Genomic DNA, 19,055 nt, shown 5'->3' on the forward strand with positions numbered 1-19,055 from the left:
TGATACTTAGAAGGGAAGAATTACTCGAAATCTGCTTGGGCTCAAACGTAGCGCAGCCGCTCGTAGCCGCACAAACTACTGCGCAGATTGAAAGCCCGCGTTTGGTCCAACCAGAAAAACTCATCTCTTTCTCACCTGGCCTGCGATAGCTCGAAATTGCAAACAGTGCTCAAGAACTATTCGCAGGACTACGGCTTATTAGGATTGGGAACTAGCTCACTGGGTACTGGCCGGGCCAGCCGATCTGCTGGCGGCTGGCCTAGAGCCACGTAGAGCTCGAATTGAGCTCGGTTGTAATCGACGATGGTGTCCAGATAATCGAGTCGAGCTCTTCCCAGCAGACGCATGCTGTCGATGACTTCAATCGGCAATCCCTCCCGCCCTTTGATTCGAATTAACTCTTCTCGAAATCCTTCAGCACCCGCCATAACGGCCTTGGCGGTGGTATCCAATGCTCCGTAGCGGGCAGCGGCCCGAGCGTGGGACTCGGCTACCTCCGTGCAAATCCGGTTAAGGGTCTCGATCTGCCGAAGATTGGCCTGCCGGACGCGGCTTTGATTGATATGTACTTGCGCTACGTTCCCCACGCCAAGGTTTTGCAATGTCCAGTAAGCCACAGCGTCGAAATCCGATCGGGATTCGAGATTTCCAAATCGGGGACCTACCTGAGGCTTACCGTCGGATCCAATAAATCCCTGCGTAATGAGATTGCTTCCCCCACCGAAGCCCCCCGCGCTAAATCCGATCAGCACATTTGGAGAAAAGGGTAAAAGTTTCGCATGAGACAAAGCATAGAGAGCTTCCTGGATCTCGGCGCGGCGAGCTTCCAGTTCAGGGCGCTGAAGGAGGGCGATGGCAATTAACTCCTGAAGCGAAATCGGGTTGGGAACAATCGGTTCCGGAACGACCCATCCATCGATCGGTTTTAGTCGGGTTGTAGGATCCAGGCTCAGGAGCTGACATAACCGGGCCGAGGCGATTTTGGCGTCGGCTTCCGTCTGAATGACCGCTGTTTCACGTCTCTTCAATTCGACATTAGCTCTATCGGCGTCCGCCTTACGACCCTGTTTTACTTGAGCGTAGGCATTTGTCAGTCGCGACAATTCTTTGCCATCTTCCAGGTTCTGTTTCGCGATGGCCAGACGGCCTTCGAATCGAAGTAATTCGCAATAGGCTAAACTCACCCGAAGCAGAGTCTCCTGCTCCGAAGATTTGGCTAAAGCGATATTTCGAGCGACTATCTGTTTGGATCTCAGATAGTCAAACCAGGCAGTTCCAACGTTCAGATTGTATTGCAAGCCCGGGATGTTAACGGTGCCCGCTCCAACCGCTCCGGACCCCAAACCCAGATACAGAGCGTCGCGATTGACGTTCAAAATATTGCCATTGCTTTGCTGCAGTGCACCGCGATGCAGATCGTAATTAGTGCCCAGATTTAAATTCGGTAGTATTTGCGCCGCCGTGAGTTGCTGTATGGCGGTCGCTTCAGTTATCCTCTCTCGACTGAGAATCAGCTGAGGGTTCTGAGAGCCCGCGAGTCGTAAAGCCGTCGCGAGGTCTATCGGGAGTTCCCCTGCCGCCAAGTTCGGAAGCGATGTTTTCCCAAGCTGGGCCGAATCTTGCTTTGAAGTCTGGAGTAATGCGGGTTTGGTAGCCGAACGCGATGGATCTTGGGCGAAACTAGCGGTGGATAAATAGAGTGCCAGGGTAAAGACCGCAATCCGAAACAAACCATCTGGCGCTGGATTCATCGGATTTTTCCCTGCAAGAACTTCCAATTCGGCGCTAATCAGCAATTACCTACAATCGAAGGATTTATCGGACGGCCAGATACGTTAAGATCATTAGATCTTGCCTGATTGGAACGGATGTGAGACTAGGAAGTTTGGAAAGCTTTACGGAAGTCGGGAATAACTCGGATTATTTCGCCATTCGGGGAAAAGCGAGAGGAATTGCGTGCTCTCTGCTCGATCTCTGGCTTCTCCATGTCAGCGCAATATACCCCTCCACTAACTTCAAATGGAAAAAAATGCCAGTAGTAAATGAAGAGAAACCGGACACCCCAGATCCTCGAGTTCGGATGGCGGCCGAGCGAACTCTGTTAGCATGGATTCGAACGGGTGTCGCTATGATGGGCTTTGGGTTTGTGGTCGCTCGATTTGGCTGGTTCCTTCGCGAATTCTCTGCTCGAGAAAATCAACCAATTCCTTCCACGCGCTGGTCTTTGATTCTGGGAGTGGGACTGGTGGCACTAGGCGTTTTCGTCAACATTCTGTCTGCCGTCGAACATCGCCGCTTTCTCTTCCGGCACGATAAAGGTTTACCTTATCAACCGCCCAGTTGGTCGAGCGGAATCGCGATTTGTATGATTCTCGCGGTTCTGGGGGCAATCATGGTAGTCTATCTGCTCTTACTGGAGATTTGAAATTCCGGTGGGGATTTTGAGTCTGGTTTAAGGCGTTTTCCAAACCATATCCTGGTAGAGATTCGCTATGAGGGCACCACCGATGAGAATAACCAGAACTCCGGTACCGCCTCCCCACATCAGCCACAAATTTCCCTGTTCCTTGTATATGTATCGCAGCCGCCGACGTTGACTGGCGTGGTGCTTTTTTCGGCGTGTTCGAGGTCGGCTGCCATTCGCCGGTTTCTCGACTGGAGTGTCGGCCTCGAGTGGCTGTTCGACTTTCGCAATCAATTCCGGAGTTTCAGAGGAATGGTGAGTGTGATCGTGGCTCTGAAGTTTGTTCTTGATCCGGTAGTATATCATCCAGACCAGAAACGAAGCAGTCAGGTAGATGAAAATGCTACCCCAGTAAAGTATCCCATTGTATTTCGAGGTGACGCGATATGGCTCGCCAGGCCCATCGTCGTTGGGCATACCCGGCATTATCGCGGATCGAGACATTGGGTACTGTTCGCCGATAGGGTAGAGCACGAACCGCTGAGTGGTTAACAACAACGCCAGCGCGATTAACCCGACAAAAAAGCAACTGATTTCCAGAATCAGAACGGGATTATCAGAAACCTTTTGCACCAAGGACCGGTGCGGGGCGAACATCAGTGTCCCCCCCTGTCCGTATCGTATCCTTGCCTTGCATTTCGGGCACTTGAACTCCTTCGCTCGACGAGGAGGTCGAAGTCGGGCCTGGCACGATGGACAAAGAACGTTGGACATCTAGTAAAAATCTCTGGTTGTACGACTCGCAACTATTACCATCGAACGACGGCGAATTTCCACACCTAGCTGAAACGCCATTAAATTATTGTCAATTCTCTGACAACTCTGTCAACAAATTTGTTGCTCGATTCGGGAACAGCAACGTCGAATGGGTTAGAATGCATAACGGATAGTAGCTTTGCCTTTGAGGACTCGTCTCCCTCAGTCATTGCGGGAAACAATCCTTAAAAATTGCTGAAGATGAAATTCTCTTCAGCCTAATCAGAGACTGAGAGGCCGCTAAACCCTAGACCTTGTGCGACTGATTCAGTTCCGCCGAGAGCGGAATCGGGTTTTAAAGCAGTTCTCTCAATTCCTGATCCCATCTGTTCAGGAGATGATCCTTGGAAAAGTGCGTCTGGTAAATCTGATGACAGTGCCGGTTCATCTGCAACAATTGCTCAGGACTTGAAGCCAGTCGATTCAGCTGGTCTGCAACCTCCTTGATATTCTCTTTGGAAAGCACCCAGCCCACTTTAAATTCTTCAATCCATTTTGCAATCGCTGAGTTCGGGGACCCGCTGAAAAGGACGCTTCTTCCCGTTGCGAGAGCGCCGAAGAATTTGGAGGGAACTACCGTTCCCGTCCATTCCGGTCGCAAGCTCACCATGTGAATGTCGCAAGATCCGAGTCTTTTTTCGAGCTGCGATTCGGGTGCAAATCCGGCGAAATGAACATTGGAATCGTCCGATGTGACCTGGCTCTTCAATTCTTCAATCCGATTGCCCCGGGCCGCAAAATTAAACTGAATGTCGGTATTCGGCTTCAAGTGTCGAGCCAGTTCCAGAAATTCCGCGCAGGAATGCGCTCGACCATAACTCCCGGAATAAAGGAGCGCTAACTGGGCTTCACCGAAGAGTTCTTTGCGGGTGTTCGGATCGACTGTCACTGGCTCGTTCGGTTCCACGAGCGCCCAGGGAACCAGGGTTGTAGTTTTTGCCTGCGATTGGTACCTGGAAAGCAGTTGAGCCATGCATGGACCCAGATCGGCAATCAGATCGCAGGCTTTATAGGCTTTTTTGAGGCTGCCGCGAACCAGGCGTATGAGACGGGAGTTCTCCTGAAACATCCCTTCCGCAATGGGGGCTTCCGGGTAGAGATCGAAGCACCAGTGGACGATCTTGCATGAGGGTTTGATCAGCTTCCAAAATCTCGCAACTAACACGCTCAGAACGGGATCTGTCCCGACGATCATGACTTCTCGCCTGTGCCGCGAAACATGTCGGGAGGCAATGGACCAGCGCAGGATCATGAAAAAAGCGTTAAGCAATCGACCTTTGCCACTACTCTGCTTAAAGTTTGGGCGCCAAAGGCGATGGATTTTTACCCCCGCCCATTCTTCCCACTTGGGATAGGTGATCGATTCATCCCTGCAACCCCGGTTGCACGGCTTGGCAACGACTTCCCATCCCCTTTTAGCTAATCCTTCGCAGAGATCTGAAAAATGCCGGGCACTAACTACATCATCCGGATGAAAGTAGTGATAAAAAACGGTGACTTTAGGCGGTAGCGTTACCGGTTCGGATCGGCTCATGTCAGTCCGTTGCTCTACTTAGTTCGTTTGCCTGAAAGCAAATGACCACCGGTAATGATTAGGTTTTTTTCAGAAATCACCTGATCCAACCAATTCTTGGGTAAGCTCAGTCTTCAAGCATATCTTAAAAATTACGTATTAGAACGCATTTTGGTTTCCCGCTTTTCTCTGTCTTGTTTCGATGTACATAAATTTATGCCAAATATAGGCAGTCGGGAGCAAAACAACCATATTTGGATAGGGTTATTAGATAGAAAAGTAAGCGTTTATACCTTCGGAATTCTCAAAGCCGCTTAATAGTTGTGCTTCATCCAAATTGATTGCGAAGCTGCCGTCTTTAGAAATGATGTTGTTTTGATAGTTAGATCGTTTGGGATGGGGAGGATTCGTCGAACCTCCCCCTTCTCCCACGCTATGCTTTTTGTGCGCCGTCGAGGATTACCCCTTCTTAGGGCTATCATTGATAGCCGGAAGATCGATCACATCGTCCAGATTATACTTATCCGCGTATTCGTAATCGTAGTTGTAAGCGTACTTATATCCATACCCGTAGTTATACCCGTACCCATAGCTGTACCCGTAGCCGTATTGAGCCCCCTTGTCATCCAAGGAGTTCACTACCACCCCGAGCAATTTCACACCGAGCGTTCTCAACATGGTCCGTGCTCGCTCGGCCGCGGGACGAATATTCGGTCGAATCCGAATCACAAGTAATAGACCGTCAACGCAGGAAGCGACGACCGCCGGATCGGAAACCGCCAGGAGGGGCGGGGTGTCGATCAGAATGAAGTCGTACTCTTTCCGAATTTCTTCCAAAACCAGTCGGAAAGCGGGCGAGGAGAGGAGTTCGGCAGGGTTGCTCGGGCGCTGTCCGACCGGGAGAATGGAGAGATTCTCGATTCCCGTAGGTTGAATGGCTTCCTTGATCGTTTTCTCACCAATAACAACACTCGACAAACCAAATTCTGCACTGACGCTAGGGAACAGCTTGTGAATTCTCGGTTTTCGCATATCGGCGTCGATCAAAACAATCTTTTTCCCCGATTGGGCGATTGATACCGCCAAATTCGAGATCAGGGTCGACTTTCCATCGGCCGGATTCGGGCTGGTAACTTGAATAACCTGATGCCCTCGCCCCAGCAAGCTGAAGTAAATGGAGGTTCGAAGGCCTCGAATGGATTCCGCGGAGCGAGATTTCGGAGTGTGGTAACAGATAATCGACGGGTCGGCTATAGGCTGACCGTTACTGCCCTGTGAGGAAGAGGTGCCTAATTGCAAATTCGATTCCAGAGTCGGGATATGCGCGATGACTGGAACTCCCAGCTTTGTGCGTATTTCATCGGGAGTGTGGAAGGTTCGATCGGTTACTTCTGCCAGCGCGGCCAAAGCAATGCCAATCAGCAAGCCAAGGAATCCGCCCAGCACGGTTCCCGTGAACATATTGGGTTCAACTTTATATACCGGCGACTTCTCGGGTGGCTGCAGCAGGGTCATTTCGTAACCGCCGGAGTTTTTCGTCGCTTCGAGGTTACGTTTGGTGCGCTCCAAGTCTTCTTTCCGTGCCAGATATCTTTTCTTTTTCTCATCGAGATTCGTCTGCAAAGAGGTATACAGGCCAACCGTCTGAGCAAGCTTGGTATCGCGTTCGAGCTTATCCTTCAAAGTTTTCAAATCGACTTCATTACTACCCTTTTCGGCATCCAGTAACTGATTTTGAAACTCAATCACATCTTGCTCGATTCCCCCATTACCGCCGTTGGCCTCTTTCATTTTCAGAAGCTGATTCTTCAAGAAGTTCAACCGGGATTTCATACTCAGCGCTTCGGGGTGATTGTTGCCCAAAGGGACCATTTTGTAGTCCAAATCCGATTGCATTCGACCAACTTCCAACTCCGTGCTGCGAATCAGAGCATCCAGGGCCGAGATGGAATTATTGCCGTTATTCGTACCCCCATTGGGGTTAGTTCCTGGAGCTTGAATGGAGAGCTGAGCCAGTAGCAATGGGCGATCTTTGGGTGGACTATCTTTTGCACGGAATTCGGCGATGAGAGCCAGTTTCTTCGCAATGGAAGCCTGTCTAACTTCCAGTGCGTCGATGCGCTCCTTCGCATTCGATATGCGTTTTTTCAGATCTTCCGGATTCTCTTCAAAAACATTCTTCTCGGTTCTGGCTTTTTCGACCAATTCCTCTTCACCGTGCTTTATTTCCGAGTCCATATCTTTGAGAGTCTTCTCAATTTGTTTGATTTCGATGTTCGTGGCCGCATCGAATTTATCTTGCAGAAACTCCTGGTAGCTGCTGATGATGCTTTCCAGATAGCGGGCGCAGTATTCCTGAGAACTGCTCCGGAAGGTGAGCATGACCACATTACCGCCGCGACCAGCTGTGTCTTTATCGCGCAAGGCACCCAATCCACCGCCGAGCATTCCGACTGCAGAATCTACGCTGGCCGCTCCAGGAAGACTGAATTTCTCAAAATTCTTCGCGGCATTACGTAAAATCAAATCGCTTTTGAGTAACAGCAGTTGAGTCGTTACGTAGTCATCCAGATAAGCAGTACGAGTATCGGCTAAAGGTCCAGTCCCCTCTGTCATAGTGGGTTGTTTTTTTCGGCTCAGCATCACTTGAGCCGAGGACTGGTAGATTCGAGGTTTTTCAAATGTGTAAACGAATCCGATGACAAGTCCTAGCAAGCCTGCAATGGCCAGAATCCATTTTCTGCGCCAGAGTACTGTGAGATAACGCGAAGGGCTTTGATCCTGGTCATCGGACGATCCCCCTTCGTATTCTTCCAAAGCTGAGTCGTAATCCCGCAATCTACCGTCGGCGACAGGTCGTTGAACTATTTGCCCCTGCACAGACAACTCCTAGGAACGAAACGGGAGGAGCCGCATCGTCTGAAAAACAAAAATTCTTTAAATTATTGTCATCGAATGGGGCGAGCCATTCAAGCAAATTCTACTCTGGTAGCAATATCCCAAATGGTCTCAGTTCCGATTTGCGCGAATTTCGTCTAAAAATAGTGTTTTTTACTTACAAATGCACTTCGAAATATATGAAAATCACCAAATATAGCTTTTCAGACCAGTCTGCTTGTCGATTAGATCGGGTTCAACAAAGTTTGAGACTTTTCAAATATCAACTTGATTCAGAAGGTTGGACGATTAAAAGATCATTGAGCTGAGCAGTTTCTCTAAGCATGGTTTCTCGGCCGGAAGTAGCGAAAGATCTTATTTCTGCTTGGGGATCTCATTCAAAGTATAATAGGCTTTTTTATGAAGCAATTTCTCCCGCTCGGCTGACGTCAGGCCGTCCAAGTCAAAATCGTACACATGACCTGGAATCAATTTGTCCAGTTTCAATTGAACCGTTTTCCGATCTTCCGAAAGTTCAAGGTTTTTCACCACGGGAGTAGTCTGATCGATTTCAGGACCGCCGTAGCCCGCATGATAAGGGTGCGTGAAAGTTGAGATTTTGTAGGACTTCGGATCCAACGCTTTCACAGATTCCAACGCTTTTGTAAACGCGATCTGGAATCCTTCCGGAGTGATGGTGATTTTCTTTATTTCGAACGGCATTTTCCCGTTCCAGTCGATCCGCTCTAGGGCGAAGGGTTTAACGCCGCGAACTGGCCAACCGCGGTTCGTTCCGCCGCAAAGAAGGTTCCCTTCCTCCGTAAAAATCACGTTAAGGATGCCGGTTGAAAGCCCCTCTCGGAAGGGATAGCAGGCACCTTGCCAGACCCCATTTACCTGTTCGGTAGTCGCTCGCATGATGATCGAGAGCGTATAGTCCCCGAGAAAAATTTGATCCTCAAACGGGCCGAATTTCCCTTTACTATGGTTTACTGTGAAACCCGTAATCGAACGCCCCATTCGAATATAAGGAAACACCACGGCGTATGGGACAAGTTGTTTGACACGCTCTTTCTCGATGATAATTTTGGAGCCCGATTTGGGCTCCTCGGGAACGGGCCCCATCTCCGGGGTGTACTTGTACCAGTTAAAGCTCGCGGGATGTCCATGAAAGCTACCGGGTGTAATTGCTTTCAAACTGTTTGAACAGTTCCAGGGGCCCTGGCTTTCGATGTAGAAGAGGGCGCCCTGTTCATTCGGTCCTATCCCGGCCGGACTGCGTAAGCCACTGGCAATCGCCCGAGTTTTTCCCTCAGGAGCGATCTGCATAGCAAAACCGCGAAAGAGGGCGTGCGATTCATACGAATACGATAATCCTAATGCAACATAGAGATTGCCTTTGTCATCGAATTTGGAGCCGAAGGCATACTCGTGATAGTGCGAATATCCCCACGCATCAGAAATAGTTTCGAAGCGATCGGCCTTTCCTCTGTGTTTCGTGTCGCTGACTTTCGTTACCTCGCAACTTTGCGTCACATAAAAAGCACCGTCCTTGTAAGCAAGGCCGAAAATCTCATCCAATCCCGTCGCGAAGAGCCGGTAACTGGGGTTCGGTTTCTTCTGATCGACACCGCTCACTATATAAATTTCGCCGTGACGAGTGCCGACTGCTATTTTGCCGTCCGGTAACGCGCAGAAGGCCCCGGCTTCGATCACCAATTCCTGCGGGATCGGAAGATTTACGATCGGATAGTATTCCCGTTCGCGATCCTCTGTACCCCAGCGAGCACCCACATCCTCAGCGCGAGTTGTGCCGAAACAACTGAGGAGTATGCAAATTATCGTCAAACCCAGCTTATTTGAGCAATTCATAGGTGATACTCTTTTTGGTTGTGCCTTCGGAAAGCTCAAATTTCAGAAGCAACTCTGAAGTCTTAGCAGGAGTCTGTAAAGATCGAACGAGCGTTTCACAATTGGGAATGACGATACGGATCTCCCCATTTTTAAAGGAGTCTTGCGATTCTTTTTCGATGACTCCGGTGAGTGCTCGGAACCAGATTGTCTGATGGTTAGGACTTTTGAAAATGAATTGTCGTTCCAGTTTTGTTGCTTGTTTCCCCGTAACAACCTGCGAGCGATCGGCAATTTCTAGCTGATCGATACGATACAAGAACGTTGGGATATCCTTGTCGTCCAGTTCGTAACCTTTGAACTGATACCCACGGTTTTTGGGATAGAGGGGATCTGGTGAAATCGGCTGTTCCCGGGTCGTCAGTGGAATCATTGGCCAGGGACTTTTCTCATTCTCCAATTTGTAAAACGAGAGATCCTGGCTTAGCTGCACCGGCCGACTCGCTGGATTGAAGGCTCCGGAACCCTGCCCTCCTCGGTCCACGCGAATGTAATCGCCTTTCCAGAGTGCAGTGAGCGTCCCCGTTTCGGCATTAAAAGCATAATGGAGTTTCTCGGGGAACCCCACCGCTATTCCCCGATAGCCCGCGACACTACTGCGCCCTCGATATGTTCTCGTGGCAGTGCCAACAGATAGCTTTGTCTCGGGCGTTTGAAGGCCAGAGGGGTTCGGGGCCGATGTTCCGAGCGAGAGGTAATACCAAATGGCTTCAATTTGTCGATCGGTATCTCCATGAAGAATTGTCTGTTGAGCGGCCTTCCCCCCCGGCCAGGAATCCGGCATTACAATGCGCGGTCGATAAACTCCCGGAGCTTTCAGAAACTGATAAAACCAATTTGGTTGTAGCCTTTCCGTGGAGGTCATCAACTCCATGCCATTTTGCCCTTCCATGGAAATCGTTTTTCCGTTGACATAATGGCAGGAAATGCAATACAGCCCTTTATCCCCCATCAGTCCACGGCCCGCATCTCGCATCACCTCGGATCGCTTTCGCTCCGCCTCCTCCTCGCTCTCAGGATTCGGTAGAGAAAATTTGATGCTGGGAATTCGATCCTCTTTGGAAATCAATTCGGGGAGATGGCGTAACTGAGCTTCGCCGAACTGCGGCATTCGAGTTAACATGTAGGGTCGAACGGATTCGCCATCGAAGAGCACTTTTTTCAGCCATACCGCTTGGAGCTTCGCCCCCACCAGTGTCAGAGGCGGCGGAATTCGGGCTTCCTCACCAAGGTTCTTAGCTGAGGTTTGAAAATAGGCATTTCGTTCGTTGGAAATTCCACCAAAATTGTCGCGACTATGGCAGGCGATACAGTTAAATGTTGTGAAAGTGAGAGCAACTTTTGCTGAGTCACTTGCAGGTACCGGCTTTCGCAAAGCTGCACGAATAGCCCGCAGTTGCGATTCTTCGAGATCGAATCGAGGGCTATTAGTTGTGTTGGAGTCCAGACAGCCCCGATCTAAATTCACCTTTGCAAGATCGCCCTTTAAAGCATGTGGAACTACTCCCTCCAGCGAATGGCAAGCGGAACACTGGAATTGTTGAAAGTATTTTTTGCCCGACTCCACCAAATCCGCTTTCGGCTCGAGAGGTTTTTCAGCCAAGTTCGTATTTTTCAGCAAATAACCCGCAATCCAAACTGCCTCCTGAGGAGTCAACTTCATATCGGGCATCCGCCCAGCCGGCCGGATTTTCAACGGCTGAAACAGAAACTCCGTTAGTGAGTTCAAGCTATATTTGGAGGTTAGATGGCCTAGCGAAATGGCTCCGTCCACTGGCAATTCTTTGCCATTCTCCTCACGCGGGGCATGGCAGGCCACACAGCCAATCGTATGAAAAAGGTTTTTTCCGCGGGCGTCGTCACTTGGTTGCGATTGCTGGAGCGACCATTTTGAAGTGGACTGAGCAATCAGGAAGTGTAATAGGGATTCGGCAATCTGCTTGCGCTGCGATTCGGGTGCCTGGTTCAAAACATTCGGCATCAGAGAGCCTGAATGGCTCGCGCCAGGCGACAGTAAAAATTTCTTTAAATAATCCGGGGAGATTCGCGAGCCAACGTCCTTGAGATCCGGTGCTTTGCGCTCAATTGGAAGGTCGCCCTGCGAACGCGTATGACAGGCCAGACAACGCAATTCTCCCAGAAGTAATTCCCCTAACTGCAACTCCGAGAGAGGATGACTTCGCGAGACACCGACTAGTACGGGGGAAGCCTTTGCCGAGAAACAGCAGCAGAGATAGCTCAGACAGAGAAAAAATCGCAGAAATGGCATCGCAGCTGAACTCCTCAAAGAGCCGTCACTCAACTCAGCGATTAATAAAGTAATGGATTAAACCATAGCCAAGCACGAAATCTAGTAGGAATTTCGAATTATCCACGGTAGCAATTGCACGAACCTCCCCCCGAGTTTCATTTCTTGCTGGCAGAGCCTGAAGGCAGTTCAAGAAATCGTTTCCTTACCCCGGGAAGGTGTTTGTCTGGTTTTGAGGATTAAAGCGCAAGTGTCGATTAGCACTGGGGGAGCCTGGGATGTGCTCGCGTCACTCTCTGTAACAAGCGGTCTTTTCCGCATAGTCCGAAAAAATTCACCGTCTTCCGCCATCGGGTTCAAAGAATATAAATAGAGCTACCGACAAATTCATGGTTATAATCGGATTGCTGGCATTTTCCAGGTACAGCGTTCAGGAGTGAATCGTTGGACGTCACGGCAGCGCATATCGGAGTAGGTCGAGAAGAATTTCTCTCGAACCTCGCCGCCGCGGAATTGCTTAATGAAAGCGATCTCAAGGCACTGCAGGCAGAAACTCAATCGGATGTGATGCAACTTGCCGATACCGTATTGCGCAAAGGTCTGATCACACCCTACCAACTCGATGCGATCGTCGCCGGTCGTCCCCAGGACCTAAAAGTCGGCAATTACACCCTGCTATCCAAACTGGGTCAGGGGGGTATGGGGGTAGTCTTTAAAGCGCGCCATCGCCGTATGAAGCGAATGGTGGCAATCAAAGTGCTTTCGGCCCAACTCTGTCAGGATGAATCATTCGTCGCACGCTTTCAGCGGGAAGTAGAGACCATCGCCAGGCTGGGCCATCCCAATATCGTCATGGCGTACGATGCGGACGAAGCCGAGATCGGTCACTTTCTCGTTATGGAATTTGTTGAAGGCCGAGATTTAGCTTCCGAGATCGCCAAGAAAGGTCCCGCTCAACTTCCTTTAGCAGTGGATTACATCCTTCAGACGGCTCGAGGGCTTGCGTACGCTCATTCGCAGAACATCGTTCACCGCGACATCAAACCTCATAACCTCCTTCTCGATGAGCTTGGGGTGGTCAAGGTTACCGATCTGGGGCTGGCGGCCTTATCTTCGGGTGACAAGACTGCGGGTTCGGGTTTAACTCAATCGGGCGGAATACTGGGAACTGTCGATTACATGCCCCCCGAGCAGGCCGTCGATTCCGCTTCCATCGACGCCCGGGCCGACATCTACAGTCTGGGATGCACTCTTTATTATCTTCTGACTGGCACACCCCCCTTCTCTGGCCCCTCCATGATGTCGGTTTTGCTGAAGCATCGGGATGCCCCGATTCCGAAACTCTCGAGTAAGCATGGGCCGGTTCCTCCCGGCTTAGAAGCGATCTACGAAAAAATGATGGCTAAGTCGGTTGCGACACGCTACCAGTCCATGGGCGAAGTGATTCAGGAACTGGAACAGATTCGACTTCAGCTCGGCAGTGTTCCCGGAACAAACATCAGCAGCCAGACGACGGGAATTTTCCACCCCTCCTCGATCTCATCCATTGCGATACTTAGACCCGATCAAAAAACGATTGTAGCTCGCCCCGTCGAAAATAGTGCGATCAGCGTACTGGTGGTCGAACCTTCTCGATTACAGGCCGGGTTCATTCGCAAATATTTGGAACAAAGTGCTATTCGAGTACTCTCCTCGGTAACGACGGGCGCGGCTGCAGAACAGGCGATTCGCATGGAGAAACCCACCGCGATTGTATCCAGCCTCTATCTTTCGGATATGACGGGTCTCGAGTTGGCTCAGAAGATTCGGGCCGATTATCCAAGCGCAGCCCCAGGATTCGTGCTCATTTCCAGTGAATCGGAAAGCAGCGAAGCTCAGCAACTGAGTCAGTTAAATCGCGTTTTGCTTTTGCCGAAGCCCTTCGGGCCGGAGCAGTTGGTGTCCAGCGTTCACTTGGTCACGGGACAGTCGATATCCGGTCGAGCGGGTTTAGCCCCGCCGATAACCCGGCGAAATAGAGCCGAGCTGCGAGTATTAGTGGTCGATGACAGCTCCACCGCTCGTGTACATGAACGGATAATCCTGAATCAGCTAGGCTTTACGCAAATTCACGAAGCTTCGGATGGAGCCCAGGCGATCGCGGCGGCGACTCGAGAAGCTTTCGACCTGATAGTCACCGATTACAATATGCCGCTTTTGGACGGTCGGGCGTTGGTAAGCTATTTGAAGCAAACTACGTCTACTGCGGCGGTTCCAATCGTCATGGTCACCACCGAAACGGAAGCTCGAATTTTGGATCCTGTGAGGGAATTGGGCGTAGCGGAGATATTCCCAAAAGCATTTCCGTCGGATCAGGTAGAAAGCTTGATGAAGAAGTTGTTCGGCTAAATTGGGCAGGTAAAAAGGATGCGGGGTCAAGGAGGGCAATTTCCGATTATTCACTGAGTGGGTCTAATGACCGAAGTGATGCGCGAGTTCATTCTCGAAACTTTCGAGAATCTGGCACAACTCGACACCAATCTGATCGCGCTGGAGAAATCGCCAGGCGATCGTTCGACGCTAGCCAGTGTTTTTCGAACCCTGCATAGCATTAAGGGATCCGCCGGCTTCGTCGGATTGCCGAAGTTGCAGGCGATCTCTCATGCGGCAGAAAATCTCCTCAGCCGACTCCGATCCGGAGAATTGAAATTCAATCGCCCAATTGCCACCACTCTGCTGGCAGTGGTCGACGCCATCCGACAGATTATTTCGTCCATCGAACGGGATCAAACGGAGGGAACCGGCGATTACGCGCATTTGATCGGCGAACTCGATCGGCTTCGAGAAACGGGTGGCACCGTTTCCCCTGGCCTGGAAACCGAGACGGCTAAAATCCCGTCAGCAGCTCCGACAACTATAATTGCATCCGAGCCAATTTTCGCCGAAGCTGTAGCACATCCTGCTCCTCCGATTACAGAGTTCTCAGACAATGCATCAACCGGGCCGATTGTTCCCCTCGCGCCCCTCGTTGAGGAAGTGCCGCTCGCCGAAGCCAATTTAGAAGCGGAAAATACTCCCAAAAATCACGCGACGGTCGCCGACACAACCATTCGCGTCGATGTGGGATTACTCGACAAGCTCATGAATCTGGTCGGTGAACTCGTACTGGCTCGCAATCAGATCGTTCAACACAGCAGTGATAATTCGGATCGTGGATTCGTCGGAACGGTTCAGCGCCTCAACCTGCTCACCAGCGAATTGCAGGCCGGGGTGATGAAGACTCGCATGCAGCCGATCTCCACACTCTGGAGTAAATTCCCTCGCGTGGTTCGAGATCTCGCCGTCGCCTGTGGGAAGAAAGTCCAGTTAGACATGGAAGGTCAGGGAACGGAACTCGACAAGACTATCCTCGAGGCCATCCGAGATCCTCTCACCCATCTCGTGCGGAATTCGGTCGATCATGGAATTGAAGCTCCCGAACTCCGGCGCTCCAAAGGAAAATCTCCCGAGGGGCGACTGGTACTTCATGCCTTTCACGAAAGCAGCAAAGTCGTAGTCGAAATTCGGGATGACGGCGGCGGCATTGATCCCGCCAGAGTACGGGATAAAGCTGTTCGTTCCAAGATTATTACTCCGGAAGAGGCCGCCCGGTTGACCGATCGTGAAGCGGTAAACCTGATCTTTATGCCCGGATTCAGTACCACCGAGCAGATCACGCAGTTTTCCGGTCGCGGGGTGGGGATGGATGTCGTCCGCACCAATGTGGAAAAGATAGGCGGCACCGTCGATGTCGATAGTCAGGTCGGTTTAGGTACTACCGTCCGAATGAAGATACCGCTTACATTGGCCATTATCCCTGCCCTTTCCATAACCTGCGCGGGAGAGAGGTACTGCATTCCTCAGGTGAACCTATTGGAACTGGTTCGGATTGAGGGAGACCAGGTCGCGCGAAAGATTGAAAAGATTCACGGTACGCCGGTATTTCGTCTTCGCGGCAACCTGTTGCCCATTGTTTTTTTGCAGGAACAGCTCAAGCTGAGTGCGTGCCGACCAGAGGGATCGGATCTATTCATCGTTGTCCTGCAGGTAGAGGACCGACAGCTGGGTTTAGTCGTCGACGCGATCCACGACACCGAAGAAATCGTGGTGAAGCCCCTTCAGAAACAGCACAAGTCGATCAGTGTGTTTGCCGGTGCGACCATTATGGGGGATGGTCGGGTTGCTTTGATTCTCGATGTCATGGGTATAGCCGTGAGATCGGGTGTGCTCTCCGGTCGTCGCGGACGATCCGTCGGAGACGCCAATACAAAATCGGCTTCGGGAGTTCAAACAGTCCCGGTACTCGTCTTCGCGACTTTCGACGACAATCGGATGGCCATTCCCCTACCGGCAGTTGCCCGACTGGAAGAATTTAGCATTGCCAATTTTGAAAAAGCCGGGTCGCGTCAGATGATCCAGTATCGAGGAGAAATCCTGCCACTTCTGGATATTTCACAAGAACTCCGACAGTTCGATTCTCTGGGTCAAAGACCCTCTATTCAGGATGTGACCTACAGCGAACACTTCAAGAATCGCGAATCGACACCCGTCGTTGTTTGTACCGAGGATGGACAAAATGTCGGCCTGATCGTGGATCGCATTATTGATATTGTCGATGAAGAACGCACCTCCCAGGCGCGATCTACTCGTCCAGGGATTCTCTTCAACGCAGTTGTTCAGGGCCGGGTTACTGAATTCCCGGATATCTCGGCAATAATCCGATCTCTGAAAGCATAGATCGAGTGTTTGAATTCATGATTGGATCTAGCGATGGCGGATGAAAGTCAGTTCTGTACTTTTCGAGTCGGGGATCTGTACCTCGGTGTGGATGTTATGCGCGTGCAGGAAATCATTCGCTACCAGGAAGTGACCCCGGTGCCGCTCGCTCACCCGGTGGTACGTGGATTGATCAACCTTCGCGGGCAAATCGTAACCGCCATCGATCTCCGACGTCGACTCGACTTGCCCGCCAAGAAAAATGAAGATTCCGAAGTGAATGTTGTGGTTCAGACGGAAGACGGCGCCATCAGCTTACTCGTCGACGAAATTGGTGACGTGCTAACAGTTTCCTCCGAAGACTTTGAACGCCCTCCGGAAAGTCTAAGAGAATCCGCTCGCGAGTTGATCCGTGGAACGTATAAGCTTCCCGAGAAATTACTTTTGATTTTGGATGTCGAACAAGCTGTCCTGCTTCCAAATGGCTCTAAGGACATCGAACATAAACTTTAACCCGAAATTCCATTCTTTTTTTGGATTCGATTGAGGCTATATGAAAGTGAAACCGAGCGTTCCCTCCAGCAAGCGGAACCCCCTGACGGACCTTCTGATTGCGACTATGACCGATGTACAAGCCAATATTATGGTGGCCGATGCCGCCATGAACATTGTCTTTATTACTCCAATGGCCCTGAAAACGCTTCGCAACATCGAATCTGAATTGCAGCGAGTGTTCCAGATCTCCGTCGATCAGATCGTGGGGTCCTCGATTCACACTTTCCACAAGGATCCTCGACATGTGGAAAGAGTGTTGAACAGCCACGATCACATGCCGCATCAAGCCGAGTTCAGTTTCGGTAAAGTGACGTTTCGAGCCAAAGTGAACCTGGTTCGACACCCCTCCACGGAGGATGTGATCGGCTACGTCGTGGCCTGGGAGGATATCACTCTCCAGCAGAGGCTAGACTTGGACTATGCCGGGCAGATATCGGCGATAAGCAAATCGCAAGCGGTTGTCGAATTCGAAATGGATGGCTCGATCATTACGGCAAACGATAATTTTCTCAATCTGATGGGTTACACTCTCGAAGAGATTCAAGGCAAATCGCATTCGATATTCATCGAGGAATCCCATCGATCGAGCCGAGAGTACCAGGAATTTTGGGAAAGGCTGAGGCGGGGCGAATATCAGGCGGCGGAGTACCTGCGCATTGGCAAAGGCGGGAAAGAAGTCTGGATTCAAGCCTCCTATAACCCCATCCTGGACAAAAAAGGTAAGCCGTTCAAAATCGTCAAATATGCCACCGATATCACTTGCCAGAAAAATCGAGCTTCGGACATGGCCGGGCAAATCGCGGCGATCCGCAAAGCTCAGGCAGTCATCGAATTCAACATCGACGGCACCATCCTGGATGCCAACGAAAATTTCCTGAATGTGATGGGCTACCGGCTCGAAGATATTCGCGGTAAGCACCATTCCATTTTCGTCGATCCGACCTACTCCAATAGTGCGGAATATCGCGATTTCTGGGCTGAGTTGGCATCTGGGGAATCAAAAACCGGCCGATATAAACGATTCAACAAGAACTCCAAAGAAATTTGGATTCAAGGTTCCTACTTCCCGATCTTGGATCTCAAGGGCCGACCCTTCAAAGTCGTTAAATTCTCCAATGACATTACCAACTTGCGGAAGGTCGAAGATTCCCTTCGCGGTACAGTGCAAACTCTGGCCAGCGCCTCGGAAGAATTAACCGCCGTCAGTCAGCAGATGGCCTCGACAGCTGAAGAAACTTCCGCGCAAGCAAACGTGGCCTCCGCCGCGGCAGAGCAGGTCAGCCGGAATGTTTCAACGGTAGCTACCGGCACCCAGGAAATGGGAGCCAGCATCAAGGAAATCGCCAAAAGTGCTAACGAGGCCGCCCGTGTGGCCACATCGGCAGTCGGCATGGCGGAAAAGACAAATCGAACGATCAATAAGCTCGGAGAATCTAGTACGGAGATCGGGAATGTCATCAAAGTTATCACGTCGATTGCACAGCAGACCAATCTCCTCGCCTTGAATGCAACTATCGAAGCCGCTCGAGCAGGAGAAGCTGGAAAAGGATTTGCCGTCGTGGCAAACGAAGTGAAAGAACTGGCCAAGCAGACAGCCCGCGCGACGGAGGATATCAGTCGTAAAATTGAAGCAATTCAGGGAGATACGAAACAGGCCGTCGATGCCATCGGGCAGATCAGTAAAATTATTTTGCAGATCAACGATATCCAAAATACCATTGCCAGCGCTGTCGAAGAACAGACGGCCACCACTGCAGAGATTAGCCGTAACGTAAGTGAAGCAGCCAAAGGAAGTAGTGAGATCGCTCACAATATCACCGTTGTGGCTCAGGCGGCCCGGGGCACGACCGAAGGCGCCTCCCATACGCAAAAATCCGCCGATGCACTTACGAAGATGGCCGTCGATTTACAAAAGATCGTCGCCCAGTTGAAGGCTTAGTGCTATGAATAGAGTGCACCGGGCTTGCTTTTAGCCAGGCTTGTGGTGATTCAAAAGG

General features: G+C 50.8%; 11 protein-coding genes. 5 read left to right on the top strand and 6 right to left on the bottom strand.

Going from position 1 to position 19,055, the window contains the following annotated elements; genetic code table 11:
- Positions 1-188 precede the first annotated feature (188 nt).
- Positions 189-1,751: a TolC family protein gene (locus tag KIH39_RS06460; RefSeq protein WP_213498455.1), complete on the bottom strand. Its 1,563-nt coding sequence runs from the start codon at positions 1,749-1,751 to the stop codon at positions 189-191.
- A 278-nt stretch (positions 1,752-2,029) separates the two neighbouring features.
- Here KIH39_RS06460 and KIH39_RS06465 point away from each other — a divergent pair, with 278 nt between their 5' ends.
- Entirely contained in the window at positions 2,030-2,425 is a 396-nt protein-coding gene (locus tag KIH39_RS06465; RefSeq protein WP_213498457.1) for a YidH family protein, read from the top strand.
- Between the two features lie 27 nt (positions 2,426-2,452).
- Here the strand turns inward: KIH39_RS06465 and KIH39_RS06470 are convergent, their stop codons facing one another.
- From KIH39_RS06470 to KIH39_RS06490, 5 genes are all read right to left on the bottom strand, one after another.
- Positions 2,453-3,061, bottom strand: a complete 609-nt coding sequence (locus KIH39_RS06470; protein ID WP_213498458.1) for a hypothetical protein — start codon at positions 3,059-3,061, stop codon at positions 2,453-2,455.
- 454 nt (positions 3,062-3,515) lie between these two features.
- Positions 3,516-4,754 (bottom strand): glycosyltransferase family 4 protein, encoded by a 1,239-nt coding sequence (locus KIH39_RS06475; RefSeq protein WP_213498460.1) that lies wholly within the window; start codon positions 4,752-4,754, stop codon positions 3,516-3,518.
- A 438-nt stretch (positions 4,755-5,192) separates the two neighbouring features.
- Positions 5,193-7,613, bottom strand: coding sequence for a polysaccharide biosynthesis tyrosine autokinase (locus KIH39_RS06480; RefSeq protein WP_213498462.1), 2,421 nt, complete (start codon positions 7,611-7,613; stop codon positions 5,193-5,195).
- A 372-nt stretch (positions 7,614-7,985) separates the two neighbouring features.
- Entirely contained in the window at positions 7,986-9,482 is a 1,497-nt protein-coding gene (locus KIH39_RS06485; RefSeq protein ID WP_213498464.1) for a hypothetical protein, read from the bottom strand.
- Positions 9,466-11,790 (bottom strand): c-type cytochrome, encoded by a 2,325-nt coding sequence (locus KIH39_RS06490; protein ID WP_213498465.1) that lies wholly within the window; start codon positions 11,788-11,790, stop codon positions 9,466-9,468. Before KIH39_RS06490 ends, KIH39_RS06485 begins: the two co-directional genes overlap by 17 nt.
- Before the next feature lie 423 nt (positions 11,791-12,213).
- Here KIH39_RS06490 and KIH39_RS06495 point away from each other — a divergent pair, with 423 nt between their 5' ends.
- From KIH39_RS06495 to KIH39_RS06510, 4 genes are all read left to right on the top strand, one after another.
- Positions 12,214-14,157 (top strand): protein kinase domain-containing protein, encoded by a 1,944-nt coding sequence (locus KIH39_RS06495; protein ID WP_213498467.1) that lies wholly within the window; start codon positions 12,214-12,216, stop codon positions 14,155-14,157.
- A 66-nt stretch (positions 14,158-14,223) separates the two neighbouring features.
- On the top strand, positions 14,224-16,524 hold the full coding sequence (locus KIH39_RS06500; protein ID WP_213498468.1) for a chemotaxis protein CheA: 2,301 nt from the start codon (positions 14,224-14,226) through the stop codon (positions 16,522-16,524).
- A 33-nt stretch (positions 16,525-16,557) separates the two neighbouring features.
- Complete coding sequence (locus tag KIH39_RS06505) at positions 16,558-17,016, top strand: chemotaxis protein CheW (RefSeq protein ID WP_213498469.1); 459 nt, start codon at positions 16,558-16,560, stop codon at positions 17,014-17,016.
- 40 nt (positions 17,017-17,056) lie between these two features.
- Complete coding sequence (locus KIH39_RS06510; protein ID WP_213498470.1) at positions 17,057-18,997, top strand: methyl-accepting chemotaxis protein; 1,941 nt, start codon at positions 17,057-17,059, stop codon at positions 18,995-18,997.
- Positions 18,998-19,055: the final 58 nt, after the last annotated feature.

Origin of the sequence: Telmatocola sphagniphila (genome assembly GCF_018398935.1) — a bacterium.
Classification (GTDB): Bacteria; Planctomycetota; Planctomycetia; order Gemmatales; family Gemmataceae; genus Telmatocola; species Telmatocola sphagniphila.